Origin of the sequence: Flavobacterium cerinum (assembly GCF_004028155.1) — a bacterium.
Classification (GTDB): Bacteria; Bacteroidota; Bacteroidia; order Flavobacteriales; family Flavobacteriaceae; genus Flavobacterium; species Flavobacterium cerinum.
Genome location: NZ_SBII01000002.1, coordinates 288,306 through 307,797, shown reverse-complemented (window position 1 = coordinate 307,797; position 19,492 = coordinate 288,306). Strand labels below are relative to the sequence as shown.

Here is a 19,492-nt window from a genome sequence, read left to right as displayed (position 1 = left end):
TTATAGTAAAAAGGGATTACAATGAAAGATGAAGTAATGTTAGCGAAGTGGCTTAACAATGAGCTGGATGAGAAGGAATTAAAAGCCTTCATGGCATCCCCGGAGTTTGACACTTACAATAAAATAAAAGAATACTCGGCACAGTTAACTGTGCCCGAAGCTGACATGGATACTTTATATGCCGGTATAGAATACCGTAAAAATAAAGTGGTAAAAGTGAGAACACTAAACCCATGGTTTACAAGAATAGCAGCAATGCTTGTGCTTTTTCTTGGTGCTTCATTCTTTTTATACACCACACATACAACGACTCAAATTGCCGATGCAGGACAAAGAACAGCGTTCTTACTGCCTGATAATTCTGCCGTATCGCTTAATGCCGGATCTGAAGCTGATTATAAAACCTGGAATTGGAAAAATAATCGTAAATTGCAGTTAGATGGTGAAGCTTATTTTAGAGTAGCAAAAGGACAAACCTTTGATGTTGTTACCCCTATGGGGAAAGTTACAGTAGTAGGTACACAATTTAATGTAAAAGCACGAGGCAGCCGCTTTGATGTTACCTGTTTTGAAGGTAAAGTAAGAGTAACAAGCAGTGACAATCAAACCATACTTTTATTACCGGGAGAAAGCATTGCTTTTGAAAATGGTAAAAAAATAGAAGTACCAATGGATAAAAGATTACAACCGGGATGGTTATCTAATCAAGCTGATTTTTACAAAGAAAGCCTGTCTAATGTAATAAACGAAATAGAGCGTCAGTACAATGTGGATATTACGATAAACACTGCAATACCAACTGAACGCTTTACAGGGACCATTCCTACGAATGACATTAATACTGCCCTTGAACTTATTGAAGCTCCATACCATTTAAAATCTAAAAAAGCTGGCAATAAAATCACACTTTCTACTGAATGATGTTAAACATCCGGCAATTTTTGCTGTTCTTATCGCTTTTTTATATCGTCCCCAATGCTTTTGGACAGGACGAAAAGAAAAGTATTGAACTCAAAAAAATACTGGATGACATTGCATTACAACACAATGTAAAATTTAGTTACTTAGAAGAAGATGTTTTTGGCCACTCAATTTTTCCTCCGCCAAAGTCTCTTCCGCTTAAAGCCAAATTAGTGTATATCGCTAACAGAACGCTATTGAGCTATAAAGAAACAGGAAGTTATATTGTCATTTTTTCTGCTCCAAAACAAGACACAAAAAGATTGTGTGCCTACCTGATTGACGAACTTGGTTCTCCCGTAGATAATGCCGTAATTCAATATACACCCGACAGTAAAAAAATTGTTACCGGGTATGACGGCTATTTTGAACTACCCAGAAATATTACCGGAAGCCTGTACATAGATCACCTTAACTACGAACCCATTAGCGTTAGGATCAGTGACTTTACCGATGACTGTAAAGAAATAGTTCTAAAACTGGAAGTAGTAAATCTTGATGAAGTAGTGGCTGAACGGTATCTGGCAGCAGGTATTTCAAAAAAGAAAGATGGCAGCTTTAGTATTAAACCTAAAAAATTTGGAATATTACCTGGCCTTATTGAACCCGATGTACTGCTTACTATGCAGCAGCTACCCGGTATAAACAGCATTGACGAGACTGTATCTAACATTAATGTGAGAGGCGGTACACACGACCAGAATCTCTTTATGTGGAACGGGATACGTTTGTTTCAAACAGGGCACTTCTTTGGCCTTATCTCTGCTTTAAATCCAAATTTAGCACATGAGATCAAGATCTTTAAAAATGGTACTCCTGCTTTTTATGGTGAAAGTGTATCCAGTGCTGTAGATATTTCTTCACGCCCAAAAGATATTGGTAATGGCAGCTTTACCATAGGCAGTAATATGATCAGTGTTGACTTTTATACTAAAATAAAAGCATCTGAAAAAGCAAATTTTGAAGTATCTGCCCGACGTTCATTTACTGATGTTTTCAACTTCCCGACCTATACTAAATACTCGAAAAGAATTTTTCAAAATACGATTGTTACCGATCTTGATAATAGTACAGATGTAAATTATAAAAGTGATAAGGAATTCTATTTTTATGATTTTACGGGCCAGTACCATCAAAAAATTGGATCTAAACACGATCTATATGTGGATATGATTGGGATTAATAATAATCTCGACTTTACCCAGGGTACTATAACCAACAGAGTTGTTACCGAAGTGAGCAGTCTTAAGCAATTAACCCTTGGCGGTACTATAGGCTGGAAGACACAATGGAGTGAAAACCACAGTAGCGATATTGGCATATATGGTTCTTACTACAGTGTAGATGGTAGAAATGCCGCAATAGAATCGAACCAGATTATGGAGCAGGGAAATACCATAATTGATGCCGGATTTAGATTTTCAGATAATCTTAAACTTACTCCTATATTTAATCTACGTACGGGTTATCAATATAATGAGGTGGGAGTAAAAAATTCCGATAAAATAAACATTCCAGCTTATAGCAGAGAAGTTAAAGACGTGTTGCGTACCCATGCCCTTATTGGTGAGCTTGAATATGATTCTGAAGACGGAACACTGCATTCCAGAGTAGGTCTTAGGGGTAATTATATAGAACAGTTTACTACGCCTTATATAGAACCGCGCTTACAGTTTAATTATCTTTTTGCAACAAACTGGCAGCTTGAAGTTCTTGCCGAACAAAAAAGCCAGACAGCCACACAGATAGTTGAGTTACAAGGTGACTTTTTAGGTATTGAAAAAAGACGATGGGTATTGTCTAACAATGATGATATACCTATTCAAAAAAGCCGCCAGTTTTCTGTAGGTACTACTTTTAAAAAAGGAGGCTGGTACATATCCCTTGAGAATTTTTACAAGAAAGTAAAAGGAATAACTACATCCGGTCAGGGTTTTCAGGATCAGTTAGAGTTGCGTAATGATATTGGAAGCTATACGGTTTATGGAAGTGAATTCTTAATACAAAAACAGTTTCATGGTTTCTATGCCTGGTTAAGCTATGGTTTTAATAACAACGATTATAAATTTGAAGCCTTTTCATCAAAGAAATTTCCAAGCAACTTCGAGATCAGTCATACAATAAACACAGCTGCCATTTATGAATGGAAAAACTTTAAGGTAGCTTTAGGCTCTAAATGGTTTACCGGAAGACCTATAACACTTCCCGTAAGCACAAACCCAATTTCTAACGGATTTACCAGTCCACAAATTGTTTATTCTTCTCCTAACTCCAGTAATTTGGATAATTTTTTCCAGGTTAATTTTTCTGCCTCTTATGTAATCAAGGCGACGAAGAATTCGCAGCTGCAATTGGGTATATCTGTTATTAATATTTTCAACAAGCAGAATATTATTAACCGGTACTACCGTATAAACAGTGAAAATGCTATTGAAGTAGTAAACACTTATGCTTTAGAAAGGACTCCTAATGCCCTTATAAAGTTTAGCTTTTGATAAATAATTAGTCAGATATAATAAAAAAATCCGCCACATGGGCGGATTTTATATTTCAATAAAGAACTTAGTTCTTTACTATTTTCTTTACTCCCGTTTGGTTATTATCAAACTGTACCTTTACCATATAGATACCACTTTGAAGCTGTGACATATCTACTTTATCAGAAGTGCCTGTAAATACAGTCTGCCCTAAAGTATTAACTACTGTTACCAATTTAATCTCTGCTCCTTTGGTTTCAATAGTAGCAACATCGGTTACCGGATTAGGATAAACACTAAAGGCCGTTGTACTAAATTCTTTAGTTCCTAAAGTTGTCGTTACGCTCTGTAAATACACAGACAGAGGGAAGTACCCTTGGTCTCCTGCAAATACAGCACCTGGAACATCTATTTTAAATGTATGTGTTCCAGCTGATAAAGCACCAAGTTCTATTACCCTATTAGGAATTTTATCTCCTGGGCACCAGTTGTTCCAGCTCCAGGCAGCATCTGTATCCGGTCTTGGTGAAGATCCTGTGTTAGTACATATAAGGTAAACACAGTTAGGCTGCGTATTGTACTGATCAAAAGGCTCACATGACTTTCCTCCTGGCTTGTATGTTAATACCGGATTGTTATCAAGGTAAATAAAGTGGTCTCTTCTTACATACTCCTCACCGCCCTGATTGGCTCCATGATTTGATGTTATAAGGTGAAGAACTGCATTAGGCAAAGCTTCATCCAGTGTAAAAGTAATGGTTTTTACAGTTTCGTCTAAAACCTGTGTACCTTCAACAGGGTTCCCTTCTTCGTCTACCCCTTCAAGAACATAGTCCCTTAACTGATATTTATAAGACAATGGCAGTAAAAAGTTATCATTACCATATACTACCTGAGGATTATCAGTCGATGTGAATTCAAGCGATCCCATATACACATCCTTTCTGTTAGCACAGATAGGAATTTCTACAGCAGCACCTCCCTGACCTGGACCTCCCTGATAGCCATACACTTCAAGCTCAATCCAAATGTTGTATTGAGCAGTAATAGCCGCATCATGGAAAATATTAGTAAGATTGTCTAATTCATACTCATAAGGAACCGAATTAGGATTTTGTACCGTTAGCCTCATAAATGGTGTTATGAAACGGCCAATCTCAATTCTTTTAATATTGGAATCATTATAACTGTAACTAGTTTGTTCTTTAGGTACAAGTACCATATTTACGTTACCAATCCTATCATAATTATCACACAATGGATTAAGTGTTACTTTCATGGTTAGTGTATTACCAAAAGAATCCAGCTGCTCCTGAGTAAGCATCTTAGAATAAGAAGAATTTGACATGCGTATCATTCCAGGAGGAACCGGTTCAGTTGTTAATTCCCCATACATACCATAATAGGTTACCTTATTAAATACATTTAAAGTATAAGGCGTATCCTGCGCCGCTGCCGTTAAAGATGCAAACATAGACACACATAAAGAAAAAATTAGTAATGTTTTTTTCATAGTTGGTTGATTTTAGGAACGCAATTTAATAAAAAAACCTTATTAATTCCTTAAAACACTACTAACTAGCAAATTTACTCGCTAAAAATAAGAATATTCCTTAAACATGCACTTAAAACTAAAACCATTATAACCTAAAATGCCTTCTTATAACCAATAATGGAAATTTATAGACTTCAAAAAGGTAAAACATTGTGCATATAAGTGTTAACATAAAATCGCAATAATGTTATAATACTTGTTAGCCTGTAGTACTTTACTTATGTATAAATGTTTTTTAATTACATTTATACTCAAACTAATAAAAACCAATTAATTATGAAAACAAATCAATTACTTACAACCTTGCTTTTAGCGGGCGGAATTTTTACAATTAATGCGCAAAATGTGGCATCAACAGCAAATTTAACCAGTGGAGGAAATAGTGCCGGCACGGGAGGAGTACAAAGTGTTTATTATGGAGCTACAGCTGGAAATTCTTCAACTTCTTCTTCTTCAAACAATACTTTTATAGGTCATGCAAGTGGGATGACTAATATATCGGGGCGTTCAAATTTATATGCAGGAGCTCGTACCGGCGGTAATATTACGACAGGAAGCGACAATGTAATGTTAGGGACATATGCTGGACAATTTATTCCATCTGGTTCAAATAATGTATTAGTGGGAACTTTAGCTGGAGGGCAGGTGGGACAAACCGTATTAGTTACTGATAAGTCGAATAATACTTGCATAGGATACTATGCAGGTACCAGTTCACTAGGAGGAAGTAATAACGTTTTCATAGGTTATCGTGCGGGACAAGACTCAACTGGTAATAGTAAATTATTTATTGACAATACAGGTACTGCTACACCTTTAATTTGGGGTGATTTTGCTTTAGACCAAGTAAAACTAAACGGTAAAGTAGGTATTGGCGGCGTAACTGCATTCCCTACTACTGCCGGCGGTGCAAACCTTAGCACTTATGATCTGTTTGTTAAAGGAGGTATCCTTGCCGAAGAGGTAAGGGTAGCTACAACATGGGCAGATTATGTTTTTGCAAACGATTATGCACTACTAACCTTAGAAGAAGTTGAATTGTTTATCTCTAATAATGGCCACCTGCCAAACGTACCTTCTGCAAAACAGGTTGCCGAAGAAGGCATATCACTGGGGGACATTGCTAGAATACAACAGGAAAAAATTGAGGAGCTTACGTTATATATCATTGAACAAAATAAACAACTACAGGCACAGCAATTAATTAATGAGCAGTTTAAAAAACAAGAGAACGAGATCAGGGAATTAAAAGCACTTGTACAAAACTTAGTAGAGAAGAAATAACAAACAGTATTTAAAATATTTATATATGAAAAGCATAAAACGTATTTTTTTACTGTTTTTTCTGGCAGCAGGACTAACCTGTTACAGCCAGAAAAAAGAAACAAAACCACGATGTTTTGCCGACGAATTGCTGCAAAAGGCAATAGAAAAAAATCCTGGATTTAAAGGACAAATGGATCATCAGGATGATGAGATCATAACATATAAAAAGAAGCATCTCCTACAGAAATCTATTACAAAACCTATAATTATACCAGTCGTAATATATGTAATAAATACCGGAGTAGGCGCAGTGGAAAATCTTACGGATATACGAATAAATAGCCAAATAGACGCTCTTAATAACTATTTTCAAAATTCCGGCATTCAGTTTTGTATTGCTACCAAAAATGGCGTTGATCCAATTCCGACACTTTCTGGAGGTACTCAGATCACCCCTGGAATTATACATATCACAAATGCCAGCCTTTCAACCCATGATGTCGCTACAGAGCAGGCGCAGCTTGTTGCTACAGCATGGGGATTATCACCGCAAAAATTTTTAAGGATATGGGTAGTAAAAGATATTGTTGAAAACGGAGTTGCTACAAATATAGGTGGGTATTCTATGTTCCCTGGACAATCCATTGTGTTTGATGGCATTGTAATAAAAGCAAATGTATTTGGTGATATAAACACCTGTACAAACTGTCCTCCAGATTATAACCAAGGAAAAACATTAGCACATGAAGTAGGCCATTATTTAAATTTACACCATACTTTTTATGAAGGATGTGCAGAGACTACAACCGGTAATTGTGAAACAAAAGGAGACAGGGTTTGTGATACGCCTCCAGCTATAGAATATTATGGTTGCTCGCCTGGCTACAATAGCTGCAATGAGATCAATGATCTGCCAGACGACACAACCAATTTTATGGCTTATGGAGGCGATAATTGTATTAACCATTTTACTACAGGACAAAATGAACGAATGTATTCTGCAATTAATTTATACCGTTCTAACCTGGTATCTACTGATAATCTAATATTTACAGGTGTCTGTGGATCTAACAATCTTTTATCTGCAACTTTTGATGCTACTAATTTTTCGCCTTGCTCTGGGACTACTGTAACATTTAGTCCATTGATGACTACCGGAGTTACCTATAGTTGGAATTTTGGCGATCCGGCATCAGGAGCAAATAACTTTTCAACTTTAGCGAATCCGAGCCACATTTATACTACTGCAGCAAGTTCTCCATATAATGTTACTTTAACTATCACCGACGGAACCCAAACTGTAGTTCAAACAAATTTTATATATGTGAATGTTTGCTCGCCTATCCAGAGTACGGATGATAATTGGTATTTTGGATCAACAAATGGGCTTACCTTTAATACAGGAATACCTGTTTATAATGATAGTGCCAATCTTAATGGTAATTCTTTCGGCGAAGCATCCGCTGTACAAAGTAATAGTTCAGGTCAATTGTTGTTTTACACCAGTGGTGTAAAAGTATGGAACAATGCGCATGTACAAATAAATACAGCAAACCCTTTAATGGGGCATGTGAGTTCTCATGGTGGGGTATTAATCGTTCCTAAACCCGGCAGTACTTCTCAATATTATATTTTCACTCAGGATGCCGAGAGCGGATTAAATGGATCTACGTATAGTATAGTAAATGTAACAGGTACTACTGCAACAATGACCACAACGGTAAATAAGGCTATAATACCACCTGTCGGTCAAGGATTTCTTACAGGCAATAACGGAGCTTTAATAAGCTGTGAAAGCATAACAGCTATTGCATCATGTAATGGCTATTGGATTATCACGTCGGGAAAAAAAAACACAGGCTATTCCATAATTGTTTATGAACTAACCGCAAACGAATTAAAATATGTTAGCCAGCTAGATCTTCCTACTGATTTACAGACACCATGGGTTCTTATTAAATCATCCCCTGATGGCAATAAAATTGTATATGCTGCATTTGGATATGGGACTCATTTAATGAATTTTAACAAAAAAACAGGTGTTGTTTCTAATAGAATAAACCTTGACCAAGCTGGTATATATGGTACTTGTTTTAGTCCAAATTCAAAAGTATTATATCTTGGCTCATTCATTTCAGGTTTTCAATATGATTTACAGGTTGCTAACCCTGTTGCAACAATGCAGCAATTACCTGATTATGTTGCAAGTCATGGAGAAATGCAGATGGGCCCTGATAATAAAATTTATATAACAAGTTCAACAAACTTAAAAAGATTGGGAGTGATACACAGGCCAAACGAAATAATTACAGATGGCGCCAATAATTGCTTAGTTACCAAGAATGGACCTGTAGTTCAAAATTCGTTGGTGTTTTGTTTGCCAAATCTAATAAATGCTAAACCAAGCACTGCATACAATAATACTATTGCTTATTATATAGAAAGCTGTTTGACTTACCGTTTTACAGCAAACGTTTGCGACCAGACATTTAACTGGAGTTTTGGTGATCCTGCATCGGGGTCAAACACATCAACTCTGGCAAATCCTACGCATACTTTCTCCGAACCGGGAACTTATATTGTTACCCTAAACGGAACTATAAATACGACAATAATAGTGGGAAGTATTGCACCTATTATTTCAGGATCAACTACTGCTTGTGTAAGCAATGCAAAACAAACGTATCATTCTACTCAAATATCACAAGGGCAAACCGTAAAATGGTCTATCGTTAGTGGATCAGGATCAATGACGACTCTTAGTACTCAACCGGATGTGATCATTAACTGGACATCGCTCCCGGGAACTGTACGACTTACAGTTACTGATGTTACGGGGTGTATTAATATAATTGAACAGGTAATTACTGAATATTGTATAGGAGACCAATGTGCCCCAAATATTGTATTTGATATTCCTGAAGCCGCAACTACAGAGACCTATAAAGTTTCTAACAACATAGTAACGCAAAACAATTACCAGGTTGCTTCAGGAAAAGATATCTCATTAATTGCAGCAAATTCAATTGTCATGAAAACAAGCACGGTAATTAAAAACGGCTCATTGTTTTTAGCTAAGATAGCACCATGTATTCCTGCGCGTCCAAGCTCAGACAGGATTGCTATGGAAGATCCTTTACAAAAATTAACTGTATATCCAAATCCTACGGAAGGTGAACTAAATCTCTTAGGTACAAAAATCAAGGAGATCTATTTATTTGATGTACTGGGTAAAGATGTATTTTACAGTAAATATGACAATGTAAATACTACTACAATAGATATATCCGGATTACAACAGGGAATATATTTTATGAAAGTTGTAAGTGATGGTAATATCATTGATACAGTAAAAATAATTAAAGACTAATTACCAACTTTAATTAAAAAAGGCCTGATTAAATCAGGCCTTTTTCTTTCATCAGTACTTATGTAATTTATTATTCGAATCTTGACCAGGATTAAAACTGGAAGTAAATAAATGGCTGCGGCCCTGCAGATGCTGCTGCATATACCAACCAATATACCAATCCTAAAAGAATACCTTTTATTACTAATGGTGTCCTGTCGAAAGCTTTTTTAAGCATTACAGAGAAGCCATCCGGCAGGAAATGCCACACATACCCGATAACCATAAGCATAAATACATTTTTGTACCCCATTACAATGGTTTTCCATTGTTCTAAGTCAAAAGTTACTGTACTTATATTATTGATAACATCGAGTGCCGTAGTAAAATCTTTAGCCCTAAAAAACAACCAGCAGAAAGCCACAAAGTGGAATGTAAGCAGTACGGATATGAATGTCCAAACACCACTCCATACCGTTTTCTTAGCTTCTTTCTTGGTAGGAAAAAATTCTGAGAACAATCTGTGTACTGCCAATGCCATACCGTGCAATGCTCCCCAAATGATAAAACGAACGCTTGCTCCATGCCATAATCCTCCTAATAACATTGTTGTCATAAGGTTAACATTGGTATACATGGTCTTGTCTTTATCTTTAGACAGAACAAAGGTAAGTGTGAATATCGTTAACGAGCTTATACCCAATATTAATGGTATGTTGCTCTCAGGTCCGTAAGTAGCACCCCAAACGATCAATCCGATAAAGAATAAAGCCGGGAATAAAAACCCTGCAAAAGAACCATGGCGGTTACCTCCTACAGAGATGTATAAAAAGTCTTTCAACCAGGAAGAAAGCGATATGTGCCATCTTCTCCAAAACTCTGTAATAGAAGTTGACTTATATGGTGTACGGAAGTTGGTAGGCAGTTTAAAACCTAATAATAATGCTACACCTATAGCCATATCACTGTATCCTGAGAAATCGCAATAGATCTGTATGGTATATCCATAGGCAGCCATAAGGTTTTCGAAAGCCGTATAGCTGTTGGGCGAATCGAAGATCCTGTCTACAAAGTTTATCGAGATATAATCGGAAATTACTGTTTTCTTTATAAGTCCGCCTATGATAAGGAAAAGCGCATAGTTAACATCTTCTTTAGTAATGTTAAGCTTAGCATAGATTTGTGGAATGAAATCTTTTGCCCTAACGATAGGTCCTGCTACTAATTGCGGAAAGAACGATACAAAGAAAAGGTAGTCTACATAATTTTTTGCAGGCGTAATTTCTTTACGATAAATCTCGATAATGTAACTGATCGACTGAAAAGTATAGAATGAGATACCTACCGGAAGAAGTACATTTATAAAAGACAAATGTCCGCCAACAAGGTCGTTATAAGTAGATAAAATAAAGTTGGTGTATTTAAAATAACCAAGAAATGTAAGGTTAACGATAACACTAAACCACAGGTAGATCTTTCGCTGCAGGTCGCGGGTTTCCCTATATAGGAAATAACTCAGGGTATAATCTACTACCGATGACATGAGCAGCAGTAAAAAGTATATACCACTGGATTTGTAATAGAAAAATAACGAAAAGCATATTACATATACTATTCGTAGATGGAAGGTTTTCCTTGTAGTTATATAAATACCATAAAACACTACAAACAAGCCTAAAAACAAGCCTGTGTTAAACAATAAGGGCTCTTTAGGATTATAAGTAAACCATCCTACTACATCCTGCCATGTTACCTGCGGCACTATATCTGTAAACTGCATTAGTCCCTGTTAGTTTTAAAATTATCGTAAGCGTTCAGAAAAGCTTCAGAAAAAAGCATTCCTTGTTTTTCGTATCCGGGTTTTGAGTAATGTACTTTATCGCCAGCCATTAGTCCTGAGGCCGCATTGTGGTTTACGCTGAAAAGTCCTCCCATTTCTGAGAAAAGATCCCATGTGGAATAGTTCCTGACTGCTTCCTGCATAAGGATATCTTTTGCATAACCCGCGACAAAGGTATTTGGGTATTTTCTTTTGAATAATGATGGCGGCGGTGTCATTACCAGTATAGTAACATCAGGATTTTTAGCCCTTACATTATCAATCATTGTGTTGAGTTGCACCATATAATTTACAACCGGCATTTTATCAAAAGATTCGTTTGTTCCTAATGAAATAACGACGAGATCAGGTTTTAAGGCCGGAAGCTGTTCAAAAAACAACGGGTACTTATTATAATCTGATGCTTTTGCACCATTAACGCCAATACTGTGGTATAAAATACCTGCATCGTCTTTTTCTAACACAAGACCGCTAAGGGTATATTCTTTCTCTCCTTTATTAGGTAACAGGTATATTTTTGATAAAGGATCTTTACTGTAATAATAATGTGATAATGCATCTGACGATAAATTAAGCGGAATAAATTCTGATCGCTTAATTTCTTTTTTCTCCATTTGAGATGTTGGGATCTTAAGTGTTTTACCCGCCCTGATATTATCCGATTTTAATCCGTTTGCTTTCTTGATCTGAGCAATAGAAACATCATACTTATTAGCAATACTACCAAGCACCTCGCCATTTTTAATTTTGTGGGTTATCTTTTTAGGACGCGTAGATTCTAATACTATTGTTTTTGAACTGGTAGCCAGATCGAAGCTTTGGCGGTTTTTAGGCGTAATGATCTTTATCGTATTAAATCGATAAGCACTATCCCTAACATTAAGCTCTACAACAAAGCTCTCTCTTGTTTTTAGTGCGATACCGCTAAGCCCTGCATTCATACCTTCTTCTATAGTCGAGATATTCTTACGGCTCTGCCATGTTGCATTTGAATTGAAACGCACCGAATAACTACCGTTTGTTCTGGCTAAGCTGTGTGGAAATGTAAATCCGCAGCCGGCATTACCAAAACGTTCCTGCAGTTTTTTACGGATAAGCCCCGTCATCAGGTCTGCCTGAATATGAGAATCGCCAATGTGAACAATATTGATCTTACCCTGCTTGCTTTGCTCCAGCTTATACATTTTTTCGAAAAGTGGCTTTAAGGCAATAGTATTCGTAATTATATTGTTACCAACAACAATTTGTGTAGTGTCAATACCTACCATATCTACAAAAACCGAATCGATCATTACCTCGGTAGTGTCGGTTTGTGCAGAAGCGGTAAGTCCCAGCAACATACAAAAAAGTATCAGCAGCTTATTCAGCATGTGTGGTGTCTGTTTTTTGGATTAGAGAATCCTGTTTTTTTACTTCGGCAGCTTTAGGTTCTACTGGTTTGTGACCTCTTAACTTTTTATACTCTTCATAACCATTATTGATCTGAGTGTATATAAGATCGGATATTTTTTGAGCTCCACGGTAATTAAAGTGTGTATAATCTTTATTTGCTCTTACAGGAACTTCTTCAACCCATTTCACCATCGATCCGTCTCCACCCATTAAAGTGTACAGGTTTATATAAGCAGCGTTTGCACCTACAGCATATTTCTTCTGAGCACGGGTAAGCGGTACAACAGCCGAATCGGTTTTCATTTCCAGGTCATACTTAGTCGATTTATCGGCGGTAGAAATAATAAGTATCGCTACACCCGGGAAACATTTCCTTAAATGTTCTACTACCCTTGCCATCTTTCTTTCGTACCATGTATAGTTAAGTGATCCGTAATTAAGTACATTAGTACCATATTGAAGGATCACAAGATCATACCCTAATTTATCGTTAAACGATTGCATTACACTTGTATTAAATGTAGCAATTGGCAAGCCCGAGTTCCCCCTGTTTGAGAAGTTATCTACGTGTACCCCTTTGCCGTCATCAAAGTTAAAACCATAGAACGGAATAGAATCTGTTGCTATGAACTGTGCTTTGAATGCTTTAAGATCGCCTTTACCAATGCTAAGTGTATTTACTGCATTTACTGCATTCAGCTTTTTGTGAAGCGTATCTTTTCCAATAATAAAATTTACACTGCCTTTTTTATTCCCCGATCTTCCGTAGAATAATGTTGGGTTATTAAGCATGGTAAGATGCGCTACATTATTTGCTTTGTATTTAACCCAAGCCGGATCTATAGTATCTTTTTTAGAGAAGAATACATGCCCGTTTACACCAAAAGGTTTAGTAGGGTATTTTACATTAAGGTAGGATAATGTTTTCCAGTTGGAAGAGAACTGGTGCGTAATGGTACTTCTTGATGGAGCCGACTCCGAAGTGATGTTTACAAAACCTACACCTTCTCCACCAAATCGGTTCTGAAGGCTTGACCTGAATTCTTTTACGATCATATCGCCATCGGTCATGGAGTCGCCAAAATAAGCAATCCTTACCTTACCTTGTTTCTTAGTCTCCAACTGTAACAGCTTTTCATAAAATAACACAAGGTGCTGGTAGCCTTTATAGTCGTCAAAATTTTCGGCAGGGAATTTTATACCGTTTACCGCAGCAAAATTAATTCTGGTATTGGTAAGCGTATCTTTTTCATCTGCAATACTATCAGCCTGAACAGCTTCAAGCATTAAACTGTCTACCACTACATTTTTTGTAGCAGGAGCTGTTTCTGTAAAGATCTTTCGCGGTAAAAACTGTTTGAAAACCATTAGTGATATAATCGATATCACGATAATGGAAAACGACTGAAAGTAATAAGGTTTGTTCTGGTTCACAAAAAATGCCGTTATAAATTACATACGCTCAGGCATGTTGATACCCAACAGGCCAAAAGCAGATTTTATAGTTTCACCTACTTTTTTAGATAACTGTACTCTGAATACTTTAGTATTTAGATCTTCTTCACCAAGAATGTAAACACTTTGGTAGTAAGAACTAAATTCTTTAGCCAGATCGTATGCATAATTAGCAATTACAGCCGGGCTGTATTGATTTGCTGCATTTTGCACTATGGTTATATAAAGCTCCAATTGCTTTATAAGCTCTTTTTCTTTTGCATTCATTGCGACATTAGCTACAGTTTTTGTAATATCAAAATCTGCTTTTCTAAGTATCGCTCTTGTTCTTACATACGACATTTGTATGAATGGTCCTGAATCGCCATTAAAGTCGATAGACTCATTAGGATCGAACAGGATACGTTTTTTAGGATCTACCCTTAGCATTTGGTATTTTAAAGCACCAAGTCCTATCATTTCATACAGAGCACTTTTCTCTTCATCAGAATAGCCTTCCAGCTTTCCTAATTCTTCAGAGATACTTTTTGCAGTAGCTGTCATTTCTGCCATTAAATCATCGGCATCTACAACAGTACCTTCACGGCTTTTCATTTTTCCGGACGGAAGATCTACCATTCCGTAAGACAGGTGGTATAAATTCTGAGCCCAGTCGAAGCCTAATTTTTTAAGGATAAGGAATAATACTTTAAAGTGATAGTCCTGCTCGTTACCTACAGTGTATACCATACCGCCTACATCCGGGAAATCTTTAACACGCTGTATAGCGGTGCCGATATCCTGTGTCATGTAAACCGATGTTCCGTCAGAACGCAGTACAATCTTACGGTCAAGTCCATCAGACGTTAAATCGATCCAAACCGATCCGTCCGGGTCTTTTTCAAAAATGCCTTTAGCAAGTCCATCTGCAACTACATCTTTACCTAACAGGTATGTATTGCTTTCGTAATAATTTTTATCAAAGCTAACGCCTATATTCTTATACGTTTCATCGAAACCTTTATATACCCAGCCGTTCATTGTAGACCAGAGGTCTTTTACAGCAGCATCGTTGGCTTCCCATTTAAGAAGCATCTCCTGAGCTTCCAATAAAATTGGCGCTTTTTTCTTAGCCTCTTCTTCGGTCATTCCTTCGCTCATCAACTGGCTGATCTCAACCTTATAAGTTTTATCAAATTCAACATAATAGTTCCCTACCAGCTTATCGCCTTTAAGACCTGCGCTATCGGGTGTTTCGTTATGTCCAAATTTTTGGTAAGCGATCATCGACTTACATATATGTATTCCCCTGTCGTTAATAACCTGAGTTTTGTATACTTTTTTACCTGATGCCTCTACTATGTTTGCAACGGCATATCCCAGCAATACATTACGAACGTGTCCAAGGTGCAATGGTTTGTTTGTATTTGGCGATGCATATTCTACCATTACCGCTTTACCGCCTTCTACAGGTTTACCAAAGGCAAACTGCTCATCTTCTCTAATTTCGTTAAAGAAGCTGATATAAAATTCATCGGAGATTACAATATTAAGAAAGCCGGAAACTACATTAAAACGTACTACCTCATCTGTATTATCTACAAGGTACTGCCCTATCTTGTTTCCAAGCTCTACAGGGTTACTTTTTACCACCTTTAAAAGAGGGAAAATAACCATGGTGATATCTCCCTCAAACTCCTTGCGGGTAGCCTGCAATTCTATCTTTTCTACAGCTATGCCAAACAAAGCATCTATAGCTTTTTCTATATGGAAAGTAAGGATTTTTGATAACGCCATTTTACTAGTATTTTTTAAGGGTGCAAAGATAAGGATATTTTAATAACGCAATTGCAGGAATGAATTTAAATAATATGTTAATTCGTAATGATTCTAAATAAATAAAAAAACGCTTTTTTTTGTAACATTTCCATCTCTTGTTTGTCTTATACCCTATACAAAACCTTTAGTTTGTTACAACAATCTGAAATATTGTATAAAAAGGTACTTTGTATTGCATATTAGTTTTAACTGCTGTACATTTGCTCAATCATCATCAATCAAACCTAACAACAATGAAACTTAAGTTCTTGTTCATGCTCCTTTTTGGGAGTATCATGACTATGACTGCCCAAAACCCAGGCAGCATCTCCGGAAAAATTATTGACAAAACTACTAAAGAAGCACTACCTTATGTAAGTATTGTCGTGAAAGAAAACGGTACCGTTGTAACCGGCGGAATTACCGAAGACAATGGAAGCTTTACCATTAAAAACCTTCCTCTTAAAAGCTACACCGTAGAAGTTCAGTTTATGGGGTATAAAACCCAAACGAAACCAATAACTTTAACGGATGCTGAAAAAAACATTAACCTTGGCACTATCATTCTTGTAGAAGAAGCTACAACCTTAGACGAAGTAAATATCGTTAAAGAAGTTACTACAATAGAGCAAAAAATTGACCGTAAGGTAATTACTGTTGGGCGTGACCTTACTACAGTAGGTGGAACTGCTTCTGAGATCATGAACAATATCCCATCTGTAAATGTAGATCAGGATGGTAAGATATCACTTCGTGGTAATTCAAACGTAAGAGTATTGGTTGACGGAAGGCCTACTAATATGGATCCTGCCCAATTACTTAAACAAATACCTTCAACTTCTATCAAGAAAATTGAATTGATTACCAACCCAAGTGCTAAGTATAATCCTGAAGGGATGAGCGGTATTATTAATATCGTACTTCATAAAAATGCTAACGACGGTTTTAACGGTAACTTTAATGCAGGTATAACTTTTGGTGAAACTCCTAAAGTAAATAACTCATTGGATATGAACTACCGTACAGGAAAAGTGAACTTCTTTACAAACGTAGGCAGCAATTCCGGCAAGTATTTCAATGATGGTTTTGTACAGCGTACCGATAAAATAAACTCAAGACAAGTTCTTGATATAGTAAACGATAACGAGAATTACCTTGGGAAGTTTGGTATGGATTATTATATAAACGACAAGAATACCCTTTCTGTCTACACCAACCAGAACTATAACAATGGTACTTCGAGCATAGGAACTAATATTTTTTATGCTTCTGACCCTACAAAAGACCTGTCACAATTATCAAATTTTGATAGCGACAATACAAACAACACATATAACTTAGCTTACAAACACAAGTTTGAAAAAGAAGGACATACACTTGATTTTGAGGGTAACTACAACACTACAAAGAGTACTCAGGATGTAGATTACACGACTACTCTTGTAAATAATGCTCCGATAATTTATACTGATGGCCTTGTTGACAGACGTAAAAACACAACCTTAAACCTGGACTATGTTAATCCGCTTAGTGAGAAGTCTACACTTGAATTAGGAGCAGAGACCAGAATTATACGATCTGACAACAAGTATAACAGTAACAATACTGCAATTACTAATCCTTTAGAAAGAAGTATAGCTTACACCTACGATCAGGATATTTATTCTGCCTATGCTACTTTTGGTCAAAAGTTTGATAAATTCAGCTACCAGTTAGGTGCACGTTTTGAAAGCTACAAAGTTAACGCCATCAATAACGGAGTTTCAACTTATAAAGACGACTATATAACGGTATATCCTTCGGCTTACCTTACCTATAATCTTAATGAAAAGAACATGTTCCAGATGAGCTACAGCCGACGCGTTGACCGTCCAAGTATTGAGCAGGCTACACCTATCAGGGAGTTTTCTACAACACTTATCACATCAAGGGGTAATAGTGAGTTAAAACCTCAGTTCACGAACTCTGTTGAGCTTAACTACACAAAAATGTTTGGTAAAGGATCGTCTATTACAGCTGGTGTATTTTACAGACTTATCAGCGATGAGATAAGCAGGGTTTTATATCCTAATGATGAAACACCGGACAATACTGAAGACCAGATAATGAGTTTTAGGAATTTTGACCACAACAATTCTTACGGTTTTGAGGTTTCTGCAAATTACAGAATATTCAAATGGTGGGACATACAGCCAGCTATCGACTTTTCTAGCTTATCGCAAAAAGGTGTTATTAGTATTGAACAGCCAGACGGAACTTCGCATTCAAGCATAAAAAGTATTACTGCAAATGCATTCAATGCAAGACTGAACAGTAACTTCAGAGTAAACAACAGACTTAGCTTTAACTTATTTGGGTTTTACAGAAGTGCAGTAGATGGTGTACAGAACAACACTAAAGACATGTACAAAATTGATAGTGGCGCGCGTTATACGCTTCTTGATAATAAAATGTCACTTAGTGTGCGTTTTAACGACATGTTTAAAACTATGCGTTACGGATTTGATGGTGCTAATCCATTCCCACAAAACGGTGAATTCCGTTGGGAGAGCCGCACAGTTTACTTTGGCATCAACTATATGTTTGGTGGCGGAAAAAACAGAGCTATGCAGCGTAAACAACGTGAAGATAATACAAAACAAAGCAGTGGAGGTATGTTCTAAGCATGCTATTTACTGAACAGCTTAATATGTTTTCCATATTAATTAAGTTTAGGTTAGTAAACCCTGGGAGTTGCGCCCGGGGTTTGTTTTTTATATCAGACAGCAGATTTGAGATAGGAGTAGTTAGACAATAGAGGATTAAACCATTATCTCTTATTAAGGGTAAATTTCTATAACAGCATTTTCTTTTACGGCAGTGTAAAGTTCATCGACCTCATCATTTGTTACAGCAATACAGCCGGCTGTCCAGTCTTTGAGCCTATGGAATTTGCCCATATATCCAGCAGTACCATTTCTGAGTCCATGTATCTTTATGTGCCCCCCCGGTGCTTTACCAAGTTTTTCTGCACTGGTCTTATCAGCTGTATTAGGATAGGATACTCCCAAATTTTTATGATAACCACTCTTGGGGTTTCGATCGTTAATATGATAAACTCCTTCAGGTGTTTTATTATCACCTTCAAACTGTTTATGCCCTATTGGATTTTTACCTAAGGCGATATGATATGTTTTTAACCGTTCGCTGCCAGACCACGCCTCCATACTCCGTTTGGATTTATAAACAATAAGTTTATCGACAGTTTTACCTTTAGGGATTTTTGATCCCGGATAGAAATAATAAACTGCCAGCCCAACAGGCAGCAAAAGTAACATCCAGATCATATTTTTAAGTAAGCGTTTCAGAATTGACCATATAAGTTAATAGTATCTGTAAAAGTATAAAAAAAGCGATGACAC

11 protein-coding genes are annotated in these 19,492 nt (G+C 36.7%); 5 read left to right on the top strand and 6 right to left on the bottom strand.

Annotation, left to right across the window (positions count from 1 at the left end; genetic code table 11):
• Positions 1–21: 21 nt before the first annotated feature.
• Together EPI11_RS04360 and EPI11_RS04355 are read left to right on the top strand one after the other, a co-directional pair.
• The gene (locus tag EPI11_RS04360; protein ID WP_128388730.1) at positions 22–921 is read left to right on the top strand and encodes a FecR family protein; all 900 of its coding nucleotides are present in this window, start codon (positions 22–24) and stop codon (positions 919–921) included.
• Entirely contained in the window at positions 918–3,455 is a 2,538-nt protein-coding gene (locus EPI11_RS04355) for a TonB-dependent receptor plug domain-containing protein (protein ID WP_128388729.1), read from the top strand. Before EPI11_RS04360 ends, EPI11_RS04355 begins: the two co-directional genes overlap by 4 nt.
• Before the next feature lie 67 nt (positions 3,456–3,522).
• Here EPI11_RS04355 and EPI11_RS04350 read toward each other — a convergent pair whose 3' ends face one another.
• Positions 3,523–4,950, bottom strand: coding sequence for a peptide-N-glycosidase F-related protein (locus tag EPI11_RS04350; protein WP_128388728.1), 1,428 nt, complete (start codon positions 4,948–4,950; stop codon positions 3,523–3,525).
• A gap of 318 nt (positions 4,951–5,268) precedes the next feature.
• Between EPI11_RS04350 and EPI11_RS04345 the strand changes: the two genes are divergently transcribed.
• Together EPI11_RS04345 and EPI11_RS04340 are read left to right on the top strand one after the other, a co-directional pair.
• A complete protein-coding gene (locus tag EPI11_RS04345; protein ID WP_128388727.1) occupies positions 5,269–6,276 on the top strand; it encodes a hypothetical protein in 1,008 nt (335 codons plus the stop codon).
• Between the two features lie 25 nt (positions 6,277–6,301).
• Complete coding sequence (locus tag EPI11_RS04340) at positions 6,302–9,628, top strand: M43 family zinc metalloprotease (protein ID WP_128388726.1); 3,327 nt, start codon at positions 6,302–6,304, stop codon at positions 9,626–9,628.
• 91 nt (positions 9,629–9,719) lie between these two features.
• On the opposite strand, the gene EPI11_RS04335 is transcribed toward EPI11_RS04340, so the two are convergent.
• The 4 genes from EPI11_RS04335 to argS all read right to left on the bottom strand — a co-directional run bounded on the left by EPI11_RS04335 (position 9,720) and on the right by argS (position 16,070).
• The gene (locus tag EPI11_RS04335; protein WP_128388725.1) at positions 9,720–11,387 is read right to left on the bottom strand and encodes an MBOAT family O-acyltransferase; all 1,668 of its coding nucleotides are present in this window, start codon (positions 11,385–11,387) and stop codon (positions 9,720–9,722) included.
• Positions 11,387–12,817: a LysM peptidoglycan-binding domain-containing protein gene (locus tag EPI11_RS04330; RefSeq protein WP_128388724.1), complete on the bottom strand. Its 1,431-nt coding sequence runs from the start codon at positions 12,815–12,817 to the stop codon at positions 11,387–11,389. The genes EPI11_RS04335 and EPI11_RS04330 overlap by 1 nt, the downstream gene beginning before the upstream one ends.
• Complete coding sequence (locus tag EPI11_RS04325; RefSeq protein ID WP_128388902.1) at positions 12,807–14,207, bottom strand: SGNH/GDSL hydrolase family protein; 1,401 nt, start codon at positions 14,205–14,207, stop codon at positions 12,807–12,809. The genes EPI11_RS04330 and EPI11_RS04325 overlap by 11 nt, the downstream gene beginning before the upstream one ends.
• A gap of 84 nt (positions 14,208–14,291) precedes the next feature.
• Positions 14,292–16,070, bottom strand: a complete 1,779-nt coding sequence (argS, locus tag EPI11_RS04320) for an arginine--tRNA ligase (RefSeq protein ID WP_128388723.1) — start codon at positions 16,068–16,070, stop codon at positions 14,292–14,294.
• 275 nt (positions 16,071–16,345) lie between these two features.
• Between argS and EPI11_RS04315 the strand changes: the two genes are divergently transcribed.
• Positions 16,346–18,754 carry a TonB-dependent receptor domain-containing protein gene (locus EPI11_RS04315; protein WP_128388722.1) on the top strand — a complete coding sequence of 803 codons (2,409 nt, stop codon included), beginning with the start codon at positions 16,346–16,348 and terminating at the stop codon, positions 18,752–18,754.
• A gap of 156 nt (positions 18,755–18,910) precedes the next feature.
• Here EPI11_RS04315 and EPI11_RS04310 read toward each other — a convergent pair whose 3' ends face one another.
• Complete coding sequence (locus EPI11_RS04310; RefSeq protein WP_206619091.1) at positions 18,911–19,417, bottom strand: L,D-transpeptidase family protein; 507 nt, start codon at positions 19,415–19,417, stop codon at positions 18,911–18,913.
• Positions 19,418–19,492: the final 75 nt, after the last annotated feature.